We start from the raw sequence: 24,848 nt of genomic DNA on the forward strand, positions 1-24,848 counted from the left end.
CCGGCAATCTCTAGGTTTGTGGAGCGCCAAAAAAGCGCATAGGAGTCCGAAAATGTCAGGTGTACTCGTCCATGAATGGATAGAGCGTTCGGGCGGCGCAGAGAAGGTGCTGGACGAGTTCGTCAACTGCTATCCGGACGCTGACCTGTATTGTCTGTGGAACGATGCTCCCGGGCGTTACTCGACAACCGATGTCAACGAAAGTGCGCTCGCTGCAACGCCATTGCGTCGTAGCAAAGCGCTCTCATTGCCTGTCATGCCGTTTACCTGGCGAGGGTTGGAGAACCGCGACTACGACTTCGCGCTGATCAGCTCCCACGTGTTTGCCCATCACGCAACATTCAGGGGGCAGTCTGCGCGATTCCGGAAATTCGTCTACGTGCACACCCCCGCCAGGTACGTGTGGAACCCCGAACTGGACGAGCGTGGAAACTCGCCACTCGCGAGGCTGGGATCACCCATTCTGCGCAAAATTGACCGCAAGAGAGCGTCGGAGGGGGCCTCGTTCGCAGCGAACAGCGAGTTCGTCAGTCGACGGGTTGAGCGTGCCTGGGGCGTGCAGTCACGGGTCATCCACCCCCCGGTGGACGTCGACCGGATCTCTGCCGTCGAGGATTGGCGGTCCCGTTTGAGCGAAAACGAACTTCAGCTACTATCCAGTTTGCCCTCACCATTCGTTCTCGGTGCCTCGAGGTTCATTCCGTACAAGCGTTTGGACTGGGTGATCCGGGCAGCCGAGCGGGCCGGGACGGCTGCTGTCATCGCAGGGTCGGGCCCGGAAGAGGATCGGCTCCGCGCGATGGCTGACTCTGCGTCGGTTCCCGTTCGAATTGTTCGTCGCCCCTCGGATGCGTTGCTTTTTGCGCTGTATCAGCAGGCACTCGCATACGTCTTTCCGGCGATCGAAGACTTCGGAATCATGCCGGTGGAGGCGATGGCTGCGGGTGCGCGCGTGATTACGAACAGCATTGGTGGAGCTTCGGAAACCGTGACACCTGGTGTCGACGGACTCCATTTCCACGACGACAGTTGGGAATCGGTGGCCGAGTGCATCCGAGATGTCGCCGCGGTGGACGTGAATGGTGCCCGCTCGTACGAGAAGTACTCCGTGCGCAGATTTCGCTCCGAGATCGCAACCTGGACCGGTGTTCCGGTGTTCGGCTACGCGAACAGTGTTTCGCCCCAGTAGTGTCCGTCGGCGAGACCGCCGGGGCACGCGAAGACGGCAGAACCGACGTGTTGGATGTATTCGTTCAGCGCATCGTGTCGTGAAAGGTTTTGCTGCATCGGAACAAATTGCTCGACCGGATTCCGGCAGTACGCAACGAAGAACAGTCCCGCGTCCAGGTGGCCGAAGCCGTCGGAGCCGTCGGTGAAGTTGTATCCGCGGCGCAAGATCTGAATCCCACCGAGTTCCTCGGCAGAGGCCAGGCGCACGTGTGAATCCTCCGGGATGACGAAGTCGTGGCCCATTTTGGAATCGAGATCGAGTTCGTCGAACTCGTCTTTGGCGCCGAGTGGCGCTCCGCTGCGTTTGGAGCGGCCGATGACAGCTTCCTGTTCCTTGAGTACTGCGCGATCCCACTGCTCGATCAGCATGCGGATTCGTCTGGCGACGAGGAATGATCCGCCTGCCATCCAGGCCTGATCGTCAGTGGGATCAACCCAGACGTGCTGGGCGAGTGCGTTTGGATCTTCCGCCTTGATGTTGGCTGTTCCGTCCTTGAACCCGAACAGATTTCGTGGTGTCGCCTGCGTCGTCGAGGTCGAGGACGTTCGCCCGAACCCGAGTTGTGACCACTTGACCGACGCGGTCCCGAAAGCGACTCGCGCGAGGTTGCGGATCGCATGGACGGCAACCTGGGGATCGTTGGCGCACGCTTGGATGGCGATGTCGCCCCCGCTGCGATTCGGATCGAGGTTGTCCGCGCGGAAGTGGGGGAGATCGAGCAGGGCAGCAGGTTTCTTGTCTGCGAGCCCGAAACGGTCGTCGAAAAGTGACGGTCCGAATCCGATGGTCAGGGTGAGTTGCGACGGCGCGAGATCGAGTGCCTCACCGGTATCGCTCGGTGGCGCGTACGGACCGTCGCCGGTCGCTCCGTCCTGGGTTGCTTCCTGACCCGCCGTCATTCGTTCGGCCATCGCCGTCCACGTCTGCAGCAGCGTGATCAGTTGGTCGCGCGACTTCGTCGTCACATCGAAAGCGACGAAGTGCATGCGATCCTGGGCCGGCGTCGTGATGCCTGCCTGATGCTCGCCGCGGAATGCCACCACGTCTGCGTGATCGGTGCCGGAATTCTCGTCGGCGGTCACCCGCCCGATGACGGCACCGGCACCGGCCAGGACGGCGCCGGCCCCCACAGCGCCGAACAGTCGGCGCCGTGAGACCGCATGCGGTGCTGCGTTTTGCGCAGCGGGTGTGCCTTCTGGTGAATCAGTCATCTACTGTCCCGCGACTACTTCCTGGACCTGGCTGACCTCGGCGGACAGAGCATCGATTTTACGCGAGAGTTCTTGACGCTGCGCTTCGGTGACGGTGTCGTAGTACACGAATCCGTCGCCGACGCGGAACTGCGCCAGAGCGGCGTCGAGGTCGGCGAATCGGTCCGCGATGCGCTGGGCGAGCTCGGGATTACGTTCCTGCAGAATCGGGTTCAGTGCCGCGATCGCCGCCTGTGAGCCGTCGACGTTGGCCTGGAAGTCCCACAGGTCGGTGTGCGAGAAGATGTCTTCCTCTCCGGTGATCTTGGAAGTCGAGATCTCGTCGAGCAGTCCTTGGGCGTCGCCGGCGATCTTGGTTGGGTCGATCGTGTAGTCCTCGGCGTTCACCTGATCGGCAAGATACTGAATGTCTTCGAGCAGTTGATCGGCGACTGCGTTGGTATCCGGCTGAAATCCGGTGACCCACAAATCCTTCTCGAGGCGGTGGAATCCCGTCCAGACCTGACCGGGCTCCAGGTCCGCTTCGCGCAGGTCAAGCTTGGGATCGAGTTCGCCGAAGCTCTCGGCTTCGGGCTCGATGCGCTCGTAGTAGGTACGTGCGATCGGGAACAGTGCCTTCGCCTGGTCGACGTTGCCGGACTGGACGGCGGCGACGAACTGAGCTGCGGTGTCCTGCAATGCGACGATCTGGCTGCGAATGTACCGCCGGTAGCCGTCGGCAGCTTCGGCGAGTTGTCCGCTCTCGTCGGTGGCCGCCTGCGAATCGCCCGTGACGACGAAGTCCTGGCGGATGCCGGTTCCGACCATGCCCGGCTTGCACGCGAGTTGATAGGTCGCAGCCTCGGGGAGGGAGACGATCAGCTGCCGGGTAAGGCCGGGGCCGATGTTCTCGACTTCGCCCATCGCTCGATCACCCTCGGCGAAGACGTAGAACTCGGTGACCTTCGAGCCGTTGTTCGTCACCTGGAACGTCGAACTGCCAGTGGTCCCGGTGGTGGCACTGACGTCACACGAATCGTCGGTGGCCGTGACGACGATGTCGCCGTCGCTCGCCGTCGTCTTCTCGGTGCACGCGGCGAGGGAGAAGGGAAGTACCGCAGCCGTGGCCAGTACGAGGGTGGATTTACGCATGTCGGCAATGCCTCTCAGGATTTTTCGGGAACGTGTGTGTCGTGCGCAGGCGGGGCCGTCGGCTCGGTTGGCTTCGACGGAAGGGGACGCAGGAAGAGTGCTAGGACGACTACGAGGTAGACGACCCACGCGACGGCTTGCAGGACCGTCGGATCCGGGCGGAAGTTGAAGATTCCGGCGAGGACGGTGCCGTACCAGGTCGACGGGTCGTAGCCGGGCGTCAGGTTGAACGCGAGATTCGAACCGCCCGGAAGCACATTTCCGGTCTGTAGAGCGCGAACACCGTACGAGAGGATTCCGGCGGCTACGACGATGAGGAAGATCGCCGTGTACCGGAAGAAGGTCGTCAGGTTGAGACGGAGGGCGCCGAAGTACATGGCGACGGTCAAGACGGCGGCCAGGAGAATTCCGAGGAGCAGTCCGACCAACGGCCAGGAGCTGCCTGCGGTGTTCTCGGCGTATCCGACCATGAGCAACGCTGTCTCGACGCCTTCACGACCGACCGCGAAGAACGACAGCGACAAGATGGCGACGGGGCCGGCGATCAACGCCTTCTCCATCCCCGCTTTCAGATCGCCGGAAATGTTCTTCGCAGCCGTGCGCATCCACAGGACCATGATCGTGACGATGACGACGGCGACCAGGGAGGCAACGCCCGCGATGATCTCTGCGGTCAGGCCGTCGACCGTCGACGTTCCGTAGTGGATCGCGAAAAAGATGATCGCCACCATTGCGACGGCGATCGCGACGCCGAGCCACACCCATTTGAGTGCATCCCTGCGCTGAGCTTTCACGAGGTAGGCAGCGAGAATCATCACCACGATGCCCGCTTCGAGGCCTTCGCGCAGACCGATCAGGCCACTGCCGAATAACTGGGTGGCAACTGATGGTGTGCTCGCGGCAGCGAGTACCGACACGGGCACGGGCGACTCCTGACTGAGTGAGTGCGACAGCTTCTGACGAACTTATGAGGCTAGGCCAGCCTTAACTCAGAAGAAGATACTCCACAATCGGTGGTGAACCACGCCCTGACCTGTACTTTTGCTGTTCTTTACCAATGGGTTCGGGAGTACTTCGCTCGCATGTGGATGATGGAAGGGTGTACCGAACTCCCGCAGCCCGCAGAAGTCCCCGGCGTCTCTCGAGAGTCGTAGCCGCAGTAGCTGCCGGAACAGCCTTGCTGGGCGCAGGCATCGTGGCGTGTGGATCGAACGAACCGAAAGTAGCCATTCCGGAGGGCATACCCCCAGGTACAGGCTCTCCGACGCCGCCGATCGACATCAATGCCCCCGGCCGCAGTGCTGATCAACTCGCCGACTGGGCCGCGGGATTGTCGGACGACATCGGGATTGGGACGACGGCACTCGAGGCATACGGGTACGCCGCTGCGGTCATGGCCGAGACGCTTCCCAGCTGCGGAATCGGGTGGACGACATTGGCCGGTATCGGCAGCGTCGAGAGCCGCCACGGGACCTACGACGGTTCGTCGGTCGATGCGTTCGGCCAGGTCGCCCCGGCCATTCGGGGAATCCCTCTGGACGGTGGCCCGGGAGTTGCCGAGATCCCCGACACCGACGGCGGGGCGATGGACGGCGATCCAGTGCACGACCGTGCGATGGGGCCCATGCAGTTCATCCCTGAGACGTGGCTCAAATGGGGAGTCGACGCCAACGGCGACGGCCGGGTGGACCCGGACAACATCGACGACGCTGCCCTCACCGCCGCTCGTTACCTGTGTGCACGCGGGGGAGACCTCACCGCCGCTGCCGGGTGGCAGCAGGCGCTCATGGCGTACAACCTCTCGGGCGACTATCTCGCGCTCGTTCGTGATCGTGCGTCGGCGTATTCAGTCGGGGTACGGCCGGACTGACGGCGATCGATCCGCAGGTCGGGCCCGTGACCGCGCGTCGATAAAGAAGCCTTCGGCCCGTGCGGTTAGGCTGTGTGCTGGCACTACAGAGGTGCTGGCACTGCAGAGGCCCAGCCGCGATCGTGGTCCTCTTTCGACCGGAGGGGTCGGAGCCCAAGTGTCAAGCACGCAGAGCGTGCCCCAATGCGAAGCCCATTCGAAGGAGAACCACACAGTGGCCAGTATTGAGCAGGTCGGAGCTCGCGAGATCCTTGATTCACGTGGCAACCCCACGGTTGAGGTCGAGGTTCTGCTCGAAGACGGAAGTTTCGCCAGGGCTGCGGTGCCGTCCGGTGCTTCCACCGGTGAGCACGAAGCCGTCGAACTGCGCGACGGTGGCGCACGCTACGGCGGAAAGGGCGTCGAGAAGGCCGTGGAGGCTGTGCTCGGCGAGATCGCTCCGGCCATCATCGGCATCGACGCAACCGAGCAGCGCACGGTCGACCAGGCGCTGCTCGACGCAGACGGCACCCCGGACAAGTCGCGTCTGGGCGCAAACGCTCTGCTCGGTGCCTCGCTTGCCGTGGCTCGCGCCGCTGCCGAGTCCTCGGGCCTCGAGCTGTTCCGCTACGTCGGTGGCCCCAACGCTCACGTTCTCCCTGTCCCGATGATGAACATCCTCAACGGTGGCGCGCACGCAGACACCGGTGTCGACGTCCAGGAGTTCATGGTTGCTCCCATCGGCGCACCGAGCTTCAAGGAATCGCTGCGCTGGGGTGCCGAGGTCTACCACTCCCTGAAGTCGGTCCTCAAGGAGAAGGGCCTCTCCACCGGTCTCGGTGACGAAGGCGGATTCGCTCCCGACGTCGCGGGCACCAAGGAAGCACTCGACCTCATCACGATCGCCGTGAACAAGACCGGCCTCAAGCTGGGCACCGACGTCGCGCTCGCTCTCGACGTCGCCGCCACCGAGTTCTACACCGACGGCACCGGCTACAAGTTCGAGGGCAAGAACCGCACCGCGGCCGAGATGGCGGCGTTCTACGCCGAGCTCATCGACGCCTACCCGCTCGTTTCCATCGAGGATCCGCTCGACGAAGACGACTGGGACGGCTGGGTCGCACTCACCGATCAGATCGGCAACAAGGTCCAGCTCGTCGGCGACGACCTCTTCGTCACCAACCCCGAGCGCCTCGAAGAAGGCATCGTCAAGGGTGCGGCAAACGCACTCCTGGTGAAGGTCAACCAGATCGGCACTCTGACCGAGACCCTCGACGCCGTCGATCTCGCTCACCGCAACGGCTACAAGACGATGATGAGCCACCGTTCCGGCGAGACCGAGGACACCACCATCGCCGACCTCGCGGTTGCCGTCGGCAGCGGTCAGATCAAGACCGGTGCTCCGGCCCGCAGCGAGCGCGTTGCCAAGTACAACCAGCTGCTGCGTATCGAGGAGAACCTCGGCGACGCAGCACGTTACGCCGGCGAGGTTGCGTTCCCGCGCTTCGCTTTCGAGGCCTGACGGAAATCTAAGATTCAGTAGTGTCTGCACAGCGCGGTAAGCCACGATCCCCCGGCGGAAGTCCGGGGGGTCGTGGTTCCCGTCGTGGGGACACACCGTCGCGTGCGCGTCGTGACAGCGCTCGACGCCCACGCGCGTCGGAACCGGCATCTTCGGTCGATCCGGCAGCAGTTGATTCCGCTGCGACAGACCCCGCGCAACCGGGGGTCTCCGCCGAGAAAGCGTCGGCGCGTGGGTCGAAGTCGGCCCGGGGGAAGAGCGGAACCAACAAGTTCTGGTCTCGGCTTCCGAAGTCGGACAACACCATTTTCGGCTTGTCCACCAGTCGGGCCGTTGTGCTCGCGATGGTTGTGCTCATGCTGGCGCTGACACTGGCAGTGCCGCTGCGTACGTACATCAGCCAGCGTTCGGATGCCGCGCAGGTGGCGGCCGAACGTCAGGTGCTCGAGGAAGAACTGCGAAAGCTGCAGGGCCAGAACGCGCGCTTCGACGACCCTGCGTACATCGAAGCTCTTGCACGAGAACGCCTTCGGTACGTCAAACCGGGCGAGACCCCGTTTCAGGTTCAGCTTCCCGGCGACTACAAGGAACCCGAGAAGAAGCAGGAAAAGGAAACACCGCTGACAGGTCCGTGGTATCGCGATCTGTGGCAAACGATTTCGGAACCGCCAGTGGTTCCCGAGACGACGACACCGGCCCCGATGCCGTTGGCGCCGATAGAGCCAGAAGAACAAGGAGTACCCACCGGGTGAGCAACACGTCCGAAAATTCCCCACAGGTTTCACAAGCGGATCTCGACGCCGTTGCCGCTCAATTGGGCCGTGAGCCACGCGGAGTGATCGAGATCGCGTACCGCAGCCCGGACGGTCAGCCCGGCGTCGTCAAGACTGCCCCCAAACTTCCGGACGGAACACCGTTCCCGACGCTGTACTACCTCACCGACCCGCGACTGACTGCCGAAGCGAGCCGTCAGGAATCCGCCGGTGTCATGCGTGAAATGACTGAACGCCTGACCCAGGATCCGGAACTTGCCGCGGCCTACCGACGGGCATACGAGTCGTACCTTGCCGAGCGGGACGCGATCGAATCTCTCGGAACCGACTTTGCCGGTGGCGGGATGCCGGATCGCGTCAAGTGCTTGCACGTGCTGATGGCGCATTCGCTTGCCAAGGGTCCCGGCGTCAATCCGCTCGGTGACGAGTCCGTTGCCTTGGCCGGCCACGGAAAGCTCCGCGGAACTGCAATTCCCGCGGACTGGCCTGGTATCGACGACGCCGACACCGCCGACCGGTGACTCGCCGTGTTGCCGCAGTCGATTGCGGTACCAACTCCATTCGACTGCTGATCGCCGACGTCGGCGCCGACGGCCGTCTGGTGGATGTCCGGCGCGAGATGCGCGTCGTGCGACTGGGTCAAGGTGTTGATGCGACAGGGACATTCGCGCCCGAGGCCATCGAACGCACCCGGGTCGCGCTGGTCGAGTACGCGTCGATGATCGCCGATGCCGGAGCAACCGCCGTTCGAATGGTCGCGACGTCGGCTACTCGCGACGCTGCGAATCGGGAAGACTTCTTCACGATGACGCGGGACGTGCTCGGTGCGGTGATTCCCGGATCCGGAGCGGAGGTGATCACCGGCGACGAAGAGGCGCGACTCTCGTTCGGTGGTGCTGTGGGAGAACTTGATCCCTCCGAGGGCCCCTTTGTGGTAGTCGATCTCGGCGGCGGGTCCACCGAAGTTGTCCTCGGCGACGCGTCGGGCGTCCAGGCTGCGTACTCCACCGACATCGGCTGTGTGCGCGTCACTGAGCGGTGCCTACCGTCGGATCCGCCTACGGCAGAGCAGGTTTCCGAGGCGACGGCTTTTGCGACCGCGAAATTGGCCGAGGCATTCGAGGCCGTGCCCGTCGAGAAGGCTCACACCTGGGTGGGTGTCGCTGGAACCATGACGACGCTGGCCGCGATTGCTCAGGAACTCCCGGAGTACGACGCCGAGAAGGTGCACCTGTCGAGGATTCCGTTCAAGCAACTTTTCGAGGTGTGCGAGCGACTTACCGCCATGCCTCGGGTTGATCGTGCCGCCTTCGGCCCGATGCATCCGGGGCGGGTGGACGTCATCGGTGGCGGAGCGATCATCACCACGGTGCTGGCTCAGACATTCGAAGCCAGAGCCGGGATCACCGAACTGGTTGTCAGCGAACACGACATCCTCGACGGCATCGCGATGTCGATAGCTCAGACCCACCCGATAGTCTGATTCCCGACGCACCCGACCAGTCGGGTGCGTCAAGGCCCCCATAGCCCAATTGGCAGAGGCAACGGACTTAAAATCCGTCAAGTGTCGGTTCGAGTCCGACTGGGGGCACCGCGTAGTCCAACATTCGGTGCGATATCGAAGAACCCCGCTCGTCCTCATACGGACGGGCGGGGTTTTCGTGGAGCAACGACTGCTCACCAAGTGGCTACTGGGCCCAGACGGTCGTTCCGGCAGGCGCATTCAGTGTGTTGACGAGATCGATGCCGGCTACGACAGCCGCGCCGCCGCCACCGAGGATCGTTCCGGCGACACCGCCGATTCCGGCTCCTGTTGCGAGGCCACCCAGGCACAGTGCCGCAGCGACGGGGAGTCCGACGATGGTCAAGCCCAGCGGAGCGCCGACAGCGCAACCGATTCCGGCGCCGACGATGGTGCCGAGCAGGCTGCCGACCTGAGTGCCGAGACCGAGCTGACTCTGGAAGTGCGCAATCGCCCGATCATTCTCCTCGGGTGACGCTACCGGCGTCCATTCCTTTGCCGCAGGCGCACTCTCGGGTCGAGGTGTTGCCTTCGCCGAATCGGTGATCGGTGTCAGCGTGAGGGTCTTACCGTCTTCACTGATCGTGCGATCGAAGGGGAACTGCAGATCCCCGAGGTTGTATGCGAGAGGCAGTGAAACAAGGTCGGCTCCCTTGCTGTCCTGCAAGACAACAGACTTGCCGTCGCCGGACACCTTGAACAACCCGGCATCGATGGTGGTGACGATCGACTTGTCGACGATCTTCGCTTCGTAATTCACGTCGGTTGACGGATCAGCTGATGCGATCCCTGTTGATGCTCCGACTGCAGCGACCGCTAGAGCAGTCACAGCCGCCTTCTTGAAGAAACCCATAGTTCAACCCCGTGTTCGCCTGCGTGTGCTCGCAGAAACTCGACAACTTCGGACATTGGTAAACCCCCGACAAAGCCTTCGTATTAAAGCAGACCGAAGTGACAGAAGGGATAGTTGCGCTCGGGCTGACCGGAAGCGGCCGGTGCAATCGAATTTGCAGTGTGCAGTACCAAGGTATCGAACGTGTGTGCGAAAATGTGGAGATGCGGCTAACCGAGCGATCCCCGGACCGCTGCCCGAACGGACACCCGCTGACGGCCAATACGTGCCTCGTCGGCTGGGAGGTTTGCGGGTGTGCCTCGACCGAGAATGGCGGGCATCGGACCCATTACTGCAGGCGCTGCGGTGAAACTGTCCGGACGCCAGAGTGTGTCGGCGTGGATCCGCAGAAAAGTCGATGGAGTTGAAGGGGTGCCCTGCCTGCTTGGGTGGGGCAACCAGGCAGGGCAGTGGTTGGCCGTCCCTCTCAATACCGACCTACGGCGAACCATTGGCGTTGAAGGTACCCACACTTCGTGACGCGCGCCACTTACGTACCAGTACCTTCGTTAGCCGAGGTCAGTGGTGGCGACGACGGAGGTTACCGACGTCCCCGCGGGGACGTGGTTCATGGAGAAATCGCGGTCCCGGTCAGGGTTGACGACGCTTGCCAGCAGGAGCATGGCGGCGACAAAGAGAACTCCCGCGGTGAGGTAGGCGATTTTCACGGGCAGGCGCGGGCGTCGATCTGAATTCGTGGACATTCACGTTCTCCATCGGTACATGTTGGACGAACGCTTAGTTTAACGATCAACTAATAAAACGGGTCCGAACAGTGACGCAAGATACGAAAAGACCCTCGATCTCGGGGGAAATCGAGGGCCTTTCCGGTCGAACGTCGGTGTCGCCAAGCACATAGCGTCACCGACCCACTATCGGTGTCGAGCGTGACCCCTCATGTCCGACCCCACTTCTCGACACTATCCAGTAACTTGCGACATTGTGGACGATTCGGACATTGTCATTCGGATGGGGGACACCCCGCCCGCGACACCTACTTTCGTCCAGCCGCCCATTTCATTCCCCAGTTGTAGGCCCGATCGAGATCTGACTGACTGCCGTTGATGTACTGAACTTCGCGGGTCACCGTCACGCCCTGACCTGAACTCTGGATGAGAGCGATTGCGCACAACCGCTCCTGGTTGCTGGCCGAATCGAGCCGCACTTCCACCTCGGGGCCGTTGGTGGGATACAGGGTGACGACGCCGTCCACGGCCGCCCAGTTGGGGGCGCCGTCGTAAATCATCGCGAAGATCAGGATTCGCCGGAAAGCGCTTGGGTCACCGAGATTGACGTGCATGTTCTCGCCGCCGGTGTTCGCGCCACTGCGGTCATCGCCGTCGAGGGAGATGTAGGGCGGAGAAGTCAGTGAACCGAAACTGTTGCCCAAGGCCTGAACTACTCCCTTGGACCCGTCGGCAAGTTCGTAGAGGCATCCGAGGTCCAGGTCGACCGCGCCAGAACCTGCGCCGGCGAGTTTGGCGAGGAAACCGGTCTTCTTCGGTGGTGCTCCCTGCGACCAGTTGAGGTTCACCCGCATATTGCCTTGTCGTTCACCCGCCTTCGCGAGGTTGACCGTCGGTGCCGATTTGGTGAGCGTGATCTTGCTCAGGCTGACCGGTGCTTGCGACGGAGTGGACTCGCCGGAACGTCGGGTGTAGTCGATTGCCATCGTGATAGTCCTTGTCTGAACTCGAATGAGTCCGATCGTGTTACCCGTCGAGGAATCTCCACCGACGTGATCGGCGATCTCCGGCCATTGTCCCTCATGTCTGATTTCAACCCATCCGCATCAAACTTGCCGCACCAACTACCGGCAGACCAGTAGTTTGCTGATTACTGTGTCTGTGGGCAGACCTGACTCCGAAATAGGTCGGACGTACTGGTTGGCAGCGCAGTGCTTAATTACGAGAGAATTGCTGAGTCGGACGTCCGATTCGAATTGAGTCGTGGGAGCGGGAGGTAAGTGATGTCGGTCCTGTCTCTTCTGCAACCCCACCAGAGAGAAAGATTGACGCCCGCGCAGCGCGATGACGTCACTCGTGAGCAGATAGCCGTCACCTTCGGCGTGCTGCCGTGGGCCGCTGCTGTCCACCTAGTCGTCACACTCGGGCTGACGTTGTATGTGATTCCGCCGGACAGCGGACCGTTGCCGCGCCTGTGGCCATTCCTGTCCGGAGTGATCGGGTTGGTGGGGATGTGCGTCGGTCTCGCCATTCATTTCAACCTGATCGCACCCACGTACCGGATGTCCTACGCGTTTCTCATCGTCGAATTTGCTGTAGTCGGGATCCTGTATTCCTCGCTCGCCCTGGTCCTGTACCCGATCCTGGACGATTCCGGCGACCTGATCCTGATAGCGGTCACCACATCCATCACCGGTGCCGGAGCCGTGGCCACCGCGATGTTGCGGATGGTGGGGGTCACCTGGATCCTGTCCAATATGGTCATCCTCGGGGTGGCATTCTGGCTTCAACCGGGGCCCGAGTTCGAACGAATTCTCATTGGAATGATCGCCTACGGCGCAGCTCTGATCGGCGGCACGATAGTGGTCTCGGGCAACCTGGAATCTCGCTACCGAGCTGAATTGAGCGCCGCGTCGGAACGATCGGTTGTGCAGATGCTTCTCGAAGATTTCGAAGGCAACGCGGGGGACTTCGTGTGGGAGACGGACCAGAAAGGCAAGTTCAACCGAATCCCGACGCGGCTCGCGGTCGAAGCGGGGCTGGACTCCACCGAGTTGCAGGGAACGGCGTGGCAGGACCTGTTCATGGAGTTGGGCACCCTACGGATCCCCGGCGGAATCGATGCGCTCATGGAGTTGCAGAAAGCCCGCCACACGAAGACCGCATTCGTCGACGTGCTCGTTCCGGTCCGAGTGCACGGTGAAATCCGGTGGTGGCAGATCTCCGGACGCCCGCGCCCCGGCCGCACGCCTGACGAGTTCGTCTGGCGGGGAGTCGGTTCCGACGTCACGGAAGTGAAACTGCAGAGTGACGAGATCGTGCGGATGGGTCGGGTGGACGCACTCACCGGCATGCCGAACCGGCACAGCTTCTGGACCGAGCTCGAGCGACTGCTGCGTGATCCGTACACAATCGAAAGTGGTCTCGCGTTGGCGATGCTCGACCTCGACAACTTCAAATCGGTCAACGACACACTGGGTCACACCGTTGGCGACGCGGTTCTGCGAGAGGTCGCGGATCGCCTGTCCGAGGCCGGCGGGATGTCACAGCTGTTCGCACGTCTGGGTGGAGACGAGTTCGCGATTCTTTTCACCGATGTAGGTGACAGTTCGCAAGTTCGTACTCTGCTCGGCCGCTACATCGAAACTCTGCATGAGCCGATCACAGTGGCCGGCACGCGGTTGGAGATCGGATGCAGCATCGGGTACTACCTCCCCGCCGAACTGCCGTCCTCCGCCGACGAAATGATGGGCGCTGCGGACCTCGCGTTGTTCGCGGCAAAGGAATCCGGGCGCGGGGCCGTGCGTGAATATCGAGACTCGATGAAGTCCGTGGCCGATCGGCGGGCCCGCCTACTCGAAGATCTGGGAAACACCGTCGCGGAGAAGGACCTCGAACTCGAGCTGCTGCCCAGGATCGACGTGCTCTCCCGCGAGATCGTGGCCGTGGAGGTCCGCGTGGTCTGGCACAACGCCCGCCTCGGAGCTGTGACGTCCGCCGAATTCATGAGCGTCGCAGACGACACCGGTTTGGCTTATTCACTAGGAACGACCGTCTTCGAGCTGGCGTGCGAGGCGGCGTCGCGTCTTCCTGATCACCTGCGGGTAGCCGTCGCGGTATCGACGCGTCAGCTCGAATCGGATTCCTTTGTCGACTCGATAGGGGATTCGCTTCGACGATCGGACGCCGGCGCACATCAGCTCGAGCTCCAACTCAACGAATCCTCGGCGATCACCGACGAGTCCAAGTCTGCATTGCACGCCATTGCAGACATGGGAATCGCGCTGACCGTGGACGAGTTCGGTGCCGGATTCTCCTCGCTCGCATCACTGTCCGGCCTTCCGTTCACCCGAGTCCGGATAGAACGCTCCATTTCGGGTGCGGCGCCTGGTGGACGGCCGATTCTCGAAGCTGTCGTGGATCTGGTCGACGCGCTGGGAATGGAGGTCGTCGTCTCGGGAGTCGACGGTGAGGAGGACTTGAAGTCCGTGGCCGCTGCAGGGGTGAGGACTGTTCAGGGATACATCGCCGGCGGGGTCATGTCGGTCGACGCGGTCGCAGCGGCGGTAGCAGGCCGACGTGGATGACCCGGCGGTACTCCGTAGGCGTCGTGTCGAGACGTCTGTGCGCAAGCTCGGTCGCAGCGGCACGGAACAAAACCTCTCGGATTACGATCGCCGCCGCTTACTCGATCGACGCCTGCGGTTCACCGCGCGCGTACTTCCGTGGTCGTTTCTGACTGCGGCGGTTGCGTTGTCAGCGATCGTGGTGCTCCTGCCGGTGGATGCCGGATGGTTCAGCTTCGCCTGGTCGAGTGTCATGCTGTTGTCGAGCGCTGGGTTCAGTGTCTATTGGCTCCGGCGCTCGCGTATGGGAGTCTCAGAGTCCCAGACCACCGAATTGGTGGTGCTCACAGTCGAAATCATTGTCTGGGGAGTGCTCCTGGCGTGCTTGGCTCTCGTTCTCTTCCCGATGCTCGATCCTGGTGACGAATTGGTACTGAGCTCGACCTTGATCGGTGGGATCGCGGTCGGCGTGTTTCCCACCATGATGTTTCGCGGAATCACTGTCGTCTGGATCAGCCTGGTGGGAGTCGGGCTTGCCGGGGCGTTCTGGACGGAACCGGGCACATCGCGTTTCGTGCTGATCGGGGTGCTGGTCATCTTCGTAGGTTCGCTCTACAGCGGAACTTTGCTGTTGGCCAACCTCTTCGAGAGACGGCTACGCGCCGAACTCGTAGCCGAGGACGAACGAGATCTCGTCGAATTGTTGCTCAACGATCTCGAAGACGGAGCGCAGGATTGGCTCTGGGAAACCGATTCGCGCGGTATCGCCAGTACCGTGTCGTATCGATTTGCCGAGCAGGTCGGTTTACCGGCAGCGCAGATTCGGGGCCGCACCATGCACGAGATCCTGATCGGGATCGGCGCATCTCGAACAGATGCGGGCAGGAAGTCCCTTGATCTTCTCACCGCGAATTTTCAAGCCGGGACGGCGTTTCGGGACCTCACCATGCAAGTTGTCGTACGGGGCGATACTCGCTGGTGGTCGATGTCAGGTCACCCCGCCAGCGGCGACGGGGCGGACTACGGGTGGCGCGGTGTCGGATCCGATATCACGCACTCTTATCACCAGCGTCAAAATATCTTGCGACTGGCGGAAGTCGATTCGCTGACCGGGCTCAAGAATCGGTACAGCTTCAACTCTCAGCTCTCGTCGAGGCTTCGGGACGGACGCAGAGTGTGGTTGGCGATTCTGGACCTGGACAACTTCAAGTCGATCAACGACCGGTTGGGACACCACGTCGGAGACGACGTGCTTCGCGATGTTGCGAGCAGGCTGCACAGCGTTCTGCGATCGAACGAGATCTGTGGGCGACTGGGGGGTGACGAGTTTGCCATCGCCTTCGACGACATCGCGAGTGCAGATGAGGTTGAGGAACGATTCCAAACGATTCTCGACTCATTCGAACGACCATTTTCACTGGTCGGCAACCAGATTCGCATTCGTGCCAGTCTGGGGTACGGCTCGATGCCCGACGACGCCGACAGCCTCGAAGACCTGGTGATTGTTGCGGACCTCGCGCTCTACCACGCAAAGGAGAGCGGTCGGAACCAGATTCGCGCCTTCGATGCGACTTTGCGGGATCGTGCGACAGGTCGGGCCAGAGCACTGTTGGATCTTCGTCGTGCGTTGATCGACGAAGAGTTCGAGTTGGTCTATCAACCGCAGGTTTCAGCCGCGACGGGAGTTGTTGTCGCGTTCGAGGCTCTGCTGCGGTGGAACCATCCGACTTCAGGTCTCGTCTCGCCGGGAGACTTCATTTCGGTCGCCGAGGAAACCGGCTTGATCGTGCCGATCGGTGCAGGTGTTTTGCGGGCTGCCTGCACGGCAGCGACAACGTGGCCGGAGGACATTCGGGTTGCCGTCAATGTTTCTCAGGTGCAACTGCGTTCGAGTCGATACGTCGAATCGGTACGCCAGACACTGAACGAGGTGAACCTCCACCCCAGCCGACTCGAGATCGAGGTGACCGAATCGCTGGTCATCGACGATGCCGACCGAGATGTGTTGGTACAGCTCTCGGCGCTCGGAATCGCGATTGCGATGGACGACTTCGGTACAGGGTTCTCCTCGGTTGCCAGCTTGGCCCGACTGCCGCTCGATCGGTTGAAGATCGATCGGGCGTTCGTCGCACCGCTGGACGCGGATCCCTCGAATTCGAGGTTCGCTGTCCTGCGAGCCGTCATCGCGATTGCCAAATCTCTCGGGCTGGACACCGTTGCCGAGGGCGTGGAGACGGAGAGGCAGCGCGCGATAGTGACGGAGTGCGGATGTGACGTGATCCAGGGGTACCTGGAGGGAATGCCGATACGGGCAGCCGAGATTCCGGACTATTTGAATGAGCGACCAGGCGGTCCGAGCAGGCTGGGTGTCGCGGCTACCACTGAGTGAGAACTTTGCGCCCGTTTTGCCGATCGATGTGTGACGGTACGCCGAAGTGATTCACATCGAACTGCAGAAGGGTGTCTTCGTGGTGGTCGGATCGGCGTACTTCCCAGGGCCGATGTTGGTGGGTAAGAAGGCAGTGGTCACAGGCGGTTCCCAGGGAATCGGCGCAGCGATCGTTCGAGCATTTGCCTCGCATGGCGCGTCAGTTCTGGTTGTGGACATGGCACCGCTGGGCGAGGTCGAATTCGACTCAGCTGCAGGTGGTTCGATCAACCATCTCGAGTACGACGTGCGTGCGCAGGAGGTCCCCGTCGCGTTGACCGAGTTCGCGCCGGACGTTCTGGTGAACAATGTGGGTCATTTCCTGAACCCGCCGACAGCGTTCACCGGTACGGATCCAGGATTCTGGTCCGAGGCGGGCAACATCAATTTCGATCACGTCGTGCGCCTGACCCATGCCCTGCTTCCCGGCATGATCGATCGCGGAGCCGGTGGATCGATCGTGAACCTGACGACGGTGGAGGCGCATCGAGCGATCCCGGGCCACACCATGTACTCGGCATACAAGGCTGCGCTGACGCAGTTCACCAGAAGTCTTGGTGTGGAAATCGGTCGAACCGGAGTGCGCGTCAACGCCATTGCCCCCGACTTGATCGAGTCGGTACAGGTGCCGTATCGCAGGATCGTCTCTGCCGATGACTGGGACAAGTGGCCGGGGTGGGCACCGCTGGGTGGACCGGGCCAGCCGGTCGACATTGCCGGCCCCGCGCTGTTCCTGGCTTCAGACCTGGCGAGATACATCACCGGAACCGTCATCCACGTCGACGGCGGCTCGCACGCTGCCGGAGGCTGGTTCCCCACCGAAGAAGGCGGCTGGACCAACCGGCCCCGAAAGGCTTGACACATGACAACTTTCAGTCTGAACGTTCCTAATTTCGGCACCACTCTCGCGGAGAACTCCTACGGGAAACTCGTGCAGGTCTGTCAGAGCGCGGAAGCTGCCGGCTTCGACCGGGTCCTCGTCACCGATCATGTGGTGATGGGCTCGGACAACTCGGCATATACGTGGTCGGCGTTCCCCACCGAGCCTGACGCCAACTGGCTCGAACCGCTGACCGTCCTGGCTTTTGTTGCCGGACAGACGAAGACAATTCGCTTGGGGACCGGAATCGTCATCGCGGCGCTTCGCGGGGGAGCGGTACTTGCCAAGACTGCCGCGACACTCGATCTGCTGTCCGGTGGCCGCCTCGACCTTGGCGTCGGAACCGGTTGGCAGCAACGCGAATACGACGCGGTCGGTATGGACTTCGGTAAACGAGGACCGTTGCTCGACGACGCTCTCGCTGTGTGCCGGGCCCTGTGGAGTTCGGCGCCGGCGAGCATCGACACTCCTCGTCTGAAGTTCGACGACGTGTATTGCGCGCCCCGTCCAGCCGCTGGAATCCCGATCTGGGTATCCGGTTCGCTCTCCAAAGCCGTCGTACGACGCGTCGCAACCTGGGGTGACGGGTGGATTCCGATCATGGGCGCCGCGGACGACGACCTACGTGAAGGGATCGATGTCATCGAGAAGGCCATGGCGGATCTCGGACGCGATCCAGCGGAATTGCAGGTCCGTGGGCGACTGACCGTTGTTCGCGGGGCTGACGGTTCGATCGATCTCCCGGCGACGATGATCGGTGCCGAACAGCTGCTCGAATCCGGTGCTACCGATGTGCTGGTCGCGCTGGCAGCTGTTGATCCGGATCCGGACACGGCGATGTCGGAGTTCGGCGAGCTGGTGTCGGCCTTCGCGAAGGTGACCCGATGACTATTGCGTTGAAGCGATAGTTCTATCGTGCGAAGTGTTGTAGTGCAGCCTGATCGAGGAGAGAGCACATGACCGAGAGCATCGTCGTGGATACGAGCCTGGAAGGGTTGCTCGATGCCCGGATCAGCTGCCGCGCCTACGAGGACCGTCAGGTGCCACGTGAGGTGATCGAGGAGATCCTTCGGCTGGCGCAGAAGACGCCCTCGTGGTGCAACACGCAACCGTGGCAGGTTGCGATCACCGAAGGAGAGGGCACCGAACGATTCCGCGCCGGCCTCGGTGAGTACGTGATGGCCAACGCCCAGGAGTCGGACTTCGAGTTCCCCCGCGAGTACCAGGGCATCTACAAGTCGCGTCGGTTCGACTGTGCGATGGCGCTTTATTCGAGCGTCGGAATCGAGCACGGTGACCGCGCCGGTTCCGCGGCACAGACGATGAAGAACTTCGAGCTCTTCGGCGCTCCCCACGTCGCGATCATCACCACCGACGAGGCATTGGGCACCTACGGCGCCGTCGACTGTGGGTTGTACGTGAACAGCTTCCTGCTCGCGGCCCAGAGCCTGGGGGTGGCCACCATTCCGCAGGCGGCGCTCGCGGGTAGCTCCAAGTTCATTCACGAGCACTTCGGCATCGACGACACTCGCAAGGTCGTGTGCGCGATCTCGTTCGGATACCCCGATACCGACCACCCGGTGAACGGATTCCGCACCGAACGCGAAACCGTCGACAACGTCGTGCAGTGGATGTCGAACTGATGTGGATGTCGAACTGATCACCTGCACTTCCAGGGATTGAGTGTTGAGCTGATTCACCTGAAAGACTGGTTGCATGTCCGACACACCCGAACTGTTCGATCGTCTGCGCCGATTCCCCGATGTCGAGGCACCCAATCTCTTTGCCGTCGACGCGGCTGATCGTCTGATCCTCGACGAGGCCGCCGACGCTCTTGCCGCGGCACCGGCGGGCACCGTCGTCGTGATCGGCGATCACTACGGTGCGCTGACCGCCGGTGTTGCGCTCGTTCACGGAATCGCCGGCGTGCGGGTTCACCAGGATCCGCTCACCGGAGAGTTGGCCCTCGCGAACAATGCGCGCGAACTCGGTTTCAGTGATGCCTTCACCTCCCACGGACTGGACGAGGAGTTGCTCAGCGGCGCCCGCGTCGTGCTCATGCAATTGCCGCGTAGCCTCGCTGAACTTGCCGAGATCGCTCAGCTGATCGCGCTCCACGCCGACCCGGCGGTTCGTGTCTTCGCCGGTGGGCGTGACAAGCACATCACCCCGGCGATGAACAAGGTTCTCGGCGAATCGTTTTCCGACGTCAGCGCCTCGCGTGGGCGTCAGAAGTCCCGCGTACTCAAGGCATCGGAACCGAAGACCGATGTTGCCATCACGTTCCCGATGACCGAACGCCTCGACGAGTTCGACCTCGACGTCGTTGCTCACGGCGCCGTGTTTGCCGGTGCGAGCCTGGACATCGGCACCCGGTTGCTCCTGGAGAACCTCGGAAAGATTGCGGTCGATCCGCTGAGCGACGTGATCGATCTGGGTTGTGGCAGCGGCATTCTCGCGGCGGCGATCGCGCGTAAGTTCCCGGATGTCCACGTGATCGCAACGGATCAGTCCTCGGCAGCCGTCGCTTCCGCTCTGGCGACCGCAACTGCTAACGGCGTCGGCGATCGGGTGAGCGGCCTGCGCGACGACGCCGTGAGTTCGTTGCCCAGTGCGAGTGCCGATCTGGTTCTGTTGAACCCGCCGTTCCACGTCGGCGCGGCGGTGCACACCGGCGGAGCACTCAAGATGTTCGAAGCCGCCGGTCGCGTCCTGCGTCCGGGTGGCGAGTTGTGGACTGTTCACAACGCGCATCTGGGGTATCGCGAACCGCTGAAAGCCGCGGTGGGTCCGAGCGAGGCGATGGCGAAGAACGCGAAGTTCATCGTGATGAAGTCGGTCAAACCGTCCTAGTATCGAAGAGTGTTGATCTTCCGGAAATGCGCCGGGAACTACAACCGACGCTTCGACGTTGTAAATTACGAGTGCTTTACTTTTAGTTAGGTACACGGACCGTGTCGGAAACTCGGATCCGTACGGCGAACCCGCGACGCACCCGTCGTAGGCCACCACGATGAAGGGATGATCACGGTGCGCACCACCAGCAACCCGGTGTTCCGCAATCTGCCCAAGCAAGAGGGCAACGGATACGCCTCGTTCGGATCTGCGACGGCGGGCGCCTCGCAGGCAACCCAGCAGTTCGGTCAGCCGCAGTACGCTCCGGCCGAGCCGTACCAGACCGGTCCCACCTCGCGGGCCATGACGATCGACGACGTCGTCACCAAGACGGGCATCACGCTCGGTGTGCTGACGATCTCGGCGCTGGTGTCGTACTTCCTCGTCAACAACAACGCCGACCTTGCAGCCCCGCTGGTCATCGGCGGCGGTCTCGTCGGCCTCGTTCTGGTTCTGGTCGCGACGTTCGGTCGCAAGATGGACAACCCGGCAATCGTGTTGGCGTACGCCGTCGCCGAGGGTCTGTTCCTCGGTGCGCTGTCGTTCATGTTCACCGATATTCAATTCGGTGGCGTCGGCGGATCGGCACTGATCGCTCAGGCGGTCCTCGGAACATTCGGCGTGTTCTTCGGCATGCTCGTGGTTTACAAGACCGGCGCGATTCGGGTGACACCGCGTCTGACGCGAATGATCATCGGCGCGTTGATCGGCGTTGTCGTTCTGGCGCTCGGCAACCTCGTCGCGAGCTTCTTCGTCGACGGCGGGCTGGGACTGCGTGACGGCGGAACGCTCGCCATCATCTTCAGCCTCGTTTGCATCGGCATCGCAGCCTTCAGCTTCCTGCTCGACTTCGATGCCGCTGATCAGCTGATCCGCGCACAGGCGCCCGAGAAGGCAGCCTGGGGCGTCGCATTCGGCCTCACCGTCACCTTGGTCTGGCTGTACGTCGAGATCCTGCGTCTGCTGAGCTACTTCAACAACGACTAGTTCTCGAGTCGTTCCGTAACACGAAGAAGGGCCCCGCGAGGGGCCCTTCTTTTGTCGTCTGTGGGCGGTTACGGTGCTTGGATGCCTAGCAACTGCTTGGTTTGGAGCGAAGGGGAGCGAATGTCGACAAACACCACCGAACCCGTGCTGGTGGCGGATGCCGGAGCAGTGCGAACGCTGACCTTCAACAATCCGGGCCGCCTGAACGCTTTCGATGCGGCCGGCTTTCGAGCGTTGACCAAGGCGCTTGACGACGCGGCGTCGGACGAGGCCGTGGCCGTGGTGATCGTCGAGGGCGCAGGTAAGGCATTTTCCAGTGGCGTCGACCTACGCGCACTCGCCGAACCAGGCGCCGACAATTCAGACTTCGGCCACGCATTCGCGCCGCTGATCGTCGCGCTGGTGGAGTTCCCGAAGCCCTTGATCGCCGCGGTACACGGCGCTGCCGTCGGTATCGGCCTGACCATGCTGCTTTACTGCGACGTCGTCTACGTTGCCGAGGACGCACGTCTGCGGGCACCGTTCACGTCGCTGGGTACAGCTCCCGAAGCTGCCAGTAGTTGGTTGCTGCCCAAGGTGATCGGAACACAGCGCGCCGCCGAGCTGATCCTGTCGGCCCGGTGGCTCAGCGGCATCGAAGCTGCCGCCTACGGACTGGCGACCGCTGCCCTACCGGCCGACCAGGTACAGGCACGTGCCCGCGAGAGTGCCGAGCAGATTGCCGCCAACATCGGACCGGCAGTCCTTGCCGCCAAGCGACTGCTCCGCCACGGTTGGGCCGACGACGCCCGCGCCGCTGTGCAGCGTGAGGACGACGCTGCCCGAGCGTTGATTCGCGAGTTGGGGAGTTTTGCTCGGAAATTCACGACTACCTGAAACACGACCACACGAAAGCGGCCGCCCGGCAGAAGCCGGGCGGCCGCTTTCGACGTGCTCAGGGGATCAGCTGAGGCGCTCGATCACCATTGCCATGCCCTGTCCGCCGCCGACACACATGGTCTCGACGCCGAAGGTCTTGTCCTGCTCCTGCAGGTTGTTGATCAGGGTGTTGGTGATGCGGGCACCGGTCATACCGAAGGGGTGACCCAGGGCGATCGCGCCACCGGAGATGTTGAGCTTGTCCTCTTCGATGCCCAGTTCGCGAGCGGATCCGAGGACCTGCACGGCGAATGCCTCGTTGATCTCGAACAGGTCGATGTCGGAGATCGACTTGCCGGCGATCTTCAGGGCGTTCTTGACGGCCTGGATCGGGCCGAGGCCCATGATCTCGGGGGACAGGCCCGAGACGCCGGTGGAGACGATGCGAGCGAGCGGGGTCAGGCCGAGTGCCTTCGCCTTGGTGTCGGACATGATCACCAGTGCGGCTGCGCCGTCGTTGAGCGGGCAGGCGTTGCCGGCGGTGACGGTGCCGTCGGGGCGGAAGACGGGCTTGAGGCCGCTGATGCCCTCGTAGGTGGTGCCGGCGCGGGGGCCGTCGTCCTTGGAGACGACGGTGCCGTCGGCGAGCGTGACGGGCGTGATCTCACGCTCGAAGAAGCCGCGAGCGATGGCTTCCTCGGCGCGGTTCTGGCTGCGCACTGCCCAGCGGTCCTGGTCTTCGCGGGTGATGCCGGTGGCTGAAGCGACGTTCTCGGCGGTCTGGCCCATGCCCAGGTACACGTCGGGGATCAGGCCTTCTTCGCGAGGATCGGTCCAGGCGACTCCACCCTCGGCGAGCTTGGCGCTACGAGCCTGCGCTGCGTCGAAGAGCGGGTTCTTGGTGTTGGGTAGGCCGTCGGCGTTGCCCGTGATGAAACTGGAGACGGACTCGACGCCGGCGGAGATGAAGACGTCGCCCTCGCCTGCGCGGATGGCGTGCAATGCCATACGGGTGGTCTGCAGCGAGGAGGAACAGTAACGGTTGACCGTCACACCGGGGAGGAAGTCGTAGCCGAGCTGAACGGCGACGACGCGGGCGATGTTGAAGCCCGACTGGCCGGCGGGCTGGCCGCAACCGAGCATGAGGTCGTCGATCTCGGTGGGGTCGAGCTCGGGGATCTTTGCCAACGCGGCGGCAACCATCTGAGTTGCGAGGTCATCCGGGCGGATGTCCTTGAGCGAACCCTTCATTGCGCGGCCGATGGGCGACCGTACTGCTGAGACGATTACTGCCTCGGGCATGAAAACTCCTTTTGTGTACTGCTCGTGGGCGGCTTGAAACGCCGTCGAGCAGGGCAAGTTGAATGCAGCTTCGACTTACAATTTACGTTGCCGCTCCCAGATGGTGGTCACGCAGTCTCACTCAGTTGACGTCGGGGCGCTGAACTGCGGGTTTGGTGCGTCTCGCGAAGGCTTTCCACTGGGTTGCCGCTGCCGTCAGTCGGGCCGCGACGGTGCGAGCTTGCGCCGCCTCCGAGACATGGGGGAGTTCGGGTAGCGGGCCACCCTGCCACTCACCCAGAGCCGACGCGAGAACCGGGACGATCTGCTTCGCCGCGAGTTCGTAGCCGGCCGCCGACGGGTGGAAACGATCAGCCGAGAACATCGTGTCGGGCGAGGCCAGGAATTCCTTGGCCAGCAGGTCGGCTAGTGGAACGGGATGACCCCCGGCGTTTCTGGTCGCGGACGCCTGGGCGAGCGCGAGACGATGACCCCATTCACGCACCACGGAGCGCAGTGGTTGTGGGATAGCCGTGACCACCCCCAGATCCGGGCAGGTGCCGACAACAACGACGGCGCCACTCTCGCGTAGCCGTCGTACCGCGTCGCCGAGGCGTTTTGCCGAAGCATGAATTGCGTTCTTCGCCGTGACGTCGTTGGCGCCGATCAGGATCACGGCAGCATCCGGGGGAGGGCCGGCGACGAACATGGCGTCGACCTGCCCACTCAACCCGCGTGAGGTGGCGCCGCCGATGGCCTTGGTGCTCAAACGGATTCGCTTCCCGGTTTCACTCGCAAGCAGCTTCGCGACCTGCACACCCGGAACTTCCGACGCCGTCAGCGCGCCGACGCCGGCCGCCGACGAATCGCCGAAGATCATCAAGTGGAGATCGAAGGGCACGGCCCGCCACCAGAGTTCCGGGCTGTCGGCGCCGGGTGCGTACACCCCGTCCGCCTCGGGTGGCTTGGCGATATTGCGACCGATCACCCCGCGGGCCGCCCCCGCCTGCGACATCAGATAGTTGTAGCCCAACCAGGAGAGCGTGCCTGCACTCGATCCGGCCACCACCGTGGCCACCGACGCTTTCAGTCCGGTTCGACTCACACTTGCCAATCTAGCCGGATTGCACCACCTT

Annotated in this window: 22 protein-coding genes and 1 tRNA gene; 15 read left to right on the top strand and 8 right to left on the bottom strand. The window is 62.7% G+C overall.

All coding sequences use genetic code 11. The annotated features are described in order from the left end of the window. Positions 1-52 precede the first annotated feature (52 nt). Positions 53-1,189 (top strand): glycosyltransferase, encoded by a 1,137-nt coding sequence (locus QMA15_RS18460; protein ID WP_019744633.1) that lies wholly within the window; start codon positions 53-55, stop codon positions 1,187-1,189. On the opposite strand, the gene efeB is transcribed toward QMA15_RS18460, so the two are convergent. The 3 genes from efeB to efeU are packed head-to-tail and all read right to left on the bottom strand — an operon-like array spanning position 1,162 to position 4,490. After that, positions 1,162-2,442 carry an iron uptake transporter deferrochelatase/peroxidase subunit gene (gene efeB, locus QMA15_RS18465; protein ID WP_279163680.1) on the bottom strand — a complete coding sequence of 427 codons (1,281 nt, stop codon included), beginning with the start codon at positions 2,440-2,442 and terminating at the stop codon, positions 1,162-1,164. The two genes, QMA15_RS18460 and efeB, sit on opposite strands and share 28 nt — an antisense overlap. Further along, a complete protein-coding gene (gene efeO / locus QMA15_RS18470; protein ID WP_046378946.1) occupies positions 2,443-3,573 on the bottom strand; it encodes an iron uptake system protein EfeO in 1,131 nt (376 codons plus the stop codon). Between the two features lie 14 nt (positions 3,574-3,587). After that, the gene (gene efeU, locus QMA15_RS18475) at positions 3,588-4,490 is read right to left on the bottom strand and encodes an iron uptake transporter permease EfeU (RefSeq protein WP_021345071.1); all 903 of its coding nucleotides are present in this window, start codon (positions 4,488-4,490) and stop codon (positions 3,588-3,590) included. Between the two features lie 140 nt (positions 4,491-4,630). On the opposite strand from efeU, the gene QMA15_RS18480 reads away from it, so the two are divergent. The 6 genes from QMA15_RS18480 (at position 4,631) to QMA15_RS18505 (ending at position 9,308) form a co-directional block, all read left to right on the top strand. Next, complete coding sequence (locus QMA15_RS18480) at positions 4,631-5,443, top strand: lytic murein transglycosylase (RefSeq protein ID WP_020908544.1); 813 nt, start codon at positions 4,631-4,633, stop codon at positions 5,441-5,443. 214 nt (positions 5,444-5,657) lie between these two features. Further along, positions 5,658-6,944 (top strand): phosphopyruvate hydratase, encoded by a 1,287-nt coding sequence (eno, locus tag QMA15_RS18485; protein WP_019744628.1) that lies wholly within the window; start codon positions 5,658-5,660, stop codon positions 6,942-6,944. Between the two features lie 20 nt (positions 6,945-6,964). Continuing rightward, on the top strand, positions 6,965-7,696 hold the full coding sequence (locus QMA15_RS18490) for a septum formation initiator family protein (RefSeq protein ID WP_020908543.1): 732 nt from the start codon (positions 6,965-6,967) through the stop codon (positions 7,694-7,696). Then, a complete protein-coding gene (locus QMA15_RS18495) occupies positions 7,693-8,238 on the top strand; it encodes a DUF501 domain-containing protein (protein WP_020908542.1) in 546 nt (181 codons plus the stop codon). Before QMA15_RS18490 ends, QMA15_RS18495 begins: the two co-directional genes overlap by 4 nt. Further along, positions 8,235-9,200 (top strand): Ppx/GppA phosphatase family protein, encoded by a 966-nt coding sequence (locus QMA15_RS18500; RefSeq protein WP_279163681.1) that lies wholly within the window; start codon positions 8,235-8,237, stop codon positions 9,198-9,200. The genes QMA15_RS18495 and QMA15_RS18500 overlap by 4 nt, the downstream gene beginning before the upstream one ends. A gap of 34 nt (positions 9,201-9,234) precedes the next feature. Then, positions 9,235-9,308: transfer RNA gene (locus QMA15_RS18505), tRNA-Leu, on the top strand. Between the two features lie 97 nt (positions 9,309-9,405). Here the strand turns inward: QMA15_RS18505 and QMA15_RS18510 are convergent. The 3 genes from QMA15_RS18510 to QMA15_RS18520 form a co-directional block, all read right to left on the bottom strand. Then, positions 9,406-10,092: a hypothetical protein gene (locus QMA15_RS18510; protein WP_029255863.1), complete on the bottom strand. Its 687-nt coding sequence runs from the start codon at positions 10,090-10,092 to the stop codon at positions 9,406-9,408. Positions 10,093-10,640: 548 nt separating this feature from the next. Further along, complete coding sequence (locus QMA15_RS18515) at positions 10,641-10,835, bottom strand: hypothetical protein (protein WP_020908540.1); 195 nt, start codon at positions 10,833-10,835, stop codon at positions 10,641-10,643. 290 nt (positions 10,836-11,125) lie between these two features. Next, positions 11,126-11,803, bottom strand: coding sequence for a tellurium resistance protein TerA (locus QMA15_RS18520; protein WP_007728823.1), 678 nt, complete (start codon positions 11,801-11,803; stop codon positions 11,126-11,128). A 297-nt stretch (positions 11,804-12,100) separates the two neighbouring features. Here QMA15_RS18520 and QMA15_RS18525 point away from each other — a divergent pair, with 297 nt between their 5' ends. From QMA15_RS18525 to QMA15_RS18560, 8 genes are all read left to right on the top strand, one after another. Then, the gene (locus QMA15_RS18525) at positions 12,101-14,404 is read left to right on the top strand and encodes an EAL domain-containing protein (RefSeq protein ID WP_279163682.1); all 2,304 of its coding nucleotides are present in this window, start codon (positions 12,101-12,103) and stop codon (positions 14,402-14,404) included. Further along, positions 14,397-16,772 (top strand): EAL domain-containing protein, encoded by a 2,376-nt coding sequence (locus QMA15_RS18530; RefSeq protein WP_279163683.1) that lies wholly within the window; start codon positions 14,397-14,399, stop codon positions 16,770-16,772. Before QMA15_RS18525 ends, QMA15_RS18530 begins: the two co-directional genes overlap by 8 nt. A 46-nt stretch (positions 16,773-16,818) precedes the next feature. Beyond that, positions 16,819-17,670, top strand: coding sequence for an SDR family NAD(P)-dependent oxidoreductase (locus tag QMA15_RS18535; protein ID WP_135000444.1), 852 nt, complete (start codon positions 16,819-16,821; stop codon positions 17,668-17,670). 3 nt (positions 17,671-17,673) lie between these two features. Further along, complete coding sequence (locus QMA15_RS18540) at positions 17,674-18,579, top strand: TIGR03619 family F420-dependent LLM class oxidoreductase (RefSeq protein ID WP_279163684.1); 906 nt, start codon at positions 17,674-17,676, stop codon at positions 18,577-18,579. 68 nt (positions 18,580-18,647) lie between these two features. After that, positions 18,648-19,334: a nitroreductase gene (locus QMA15_RS18545; RefSeq protein WP_020908534.1), complete on the top strand. Its 687-nt coding sequence runs from the start codon at positions 18,648-18,650 to the stop codon at positions 19,332-19,334. A gap of 73 nt (positions 19,335-19,407) precedes the next feature. After that, positions 19,408-20,544 carry a methyltransferase gene (locus tag QMA15_RS18550; protein WP_264613118.1) on the top strand — a complete coding sequence of 379 codons (1,137 nt, stop codon included), beginning with the start codon at positions 19,408-19,410 and terminating at the stop codon, positions 20,542-20,544. Between the two features lie 177 nt (positions 20,545-20,721). Then, positions 20,722-21,573, top strand: coding sequence for a Bax inhibitor-1/YccA family protein (locus QMA15_RS18555; protein ID WP_007728810.1), 852 nt, complete (start codon positions 20,722-20,724; stop codon positions 21,571-21,573). A gap of 120 nt (positions 21,574-21,693) precedes the next feature. Then, the gene (locus tag QMA15_RS18560; protein ID WP_279163685.1) at positions 21,694-22,449 is read left to right on the top strand and encodes an enoyl-CoA hydratase/isomerase family protein; all 756 of its coding nucleotides are present in this window, start codon (positions 21,694-21,696) and stop codon (positions 22,447-22,449) included. Between the two features lie 66 nt (positions 22,450-22,515). Here the strand turns inward: QMA15_RS18560 and QMA15_RS18565 are convergent, their stop codons facing one another. Beyond that, positions 22,516-23,733 carry an acetyl-CoA C-acetyltransferase gene (locus QMA15_RS18565; protein WP_019744600.1) on the bottom strand — a complete coding sequence of 406 codons (1,218 nt, stop codon included), beginning with the start codon at positions 23,731-23,733 and terminating at the stop codon, positions 22,516-22,518. 121 nt (positions 23,734-23,854) lie between these two features. Beyond that, on the bottom strand, positions 23,855-24,817 hold the full coding sequence (locus tag QMA15_RS18570; protein ID WP_173362664.1) for an SGNH/GDSL hydrolase family protein: 963 nt from the start codon (positions 24,815-24,817) through the stop codon (positions 23,855-23,857). Between the last annotated feature and the right edge of the window lie 31 nt (positions 24,818-24,848).

It is taken from the genome of Rhodococcus sp. APC 3903 (genome assembly GCF_030407755.1).
Classification (GTDB): Bacteria; Actinomycetota; Actinomycetes; order Mycobacteriales; family Mycobacteriaceae; genus Rhodococcus_F; species Rhodococcus_F erythropolis.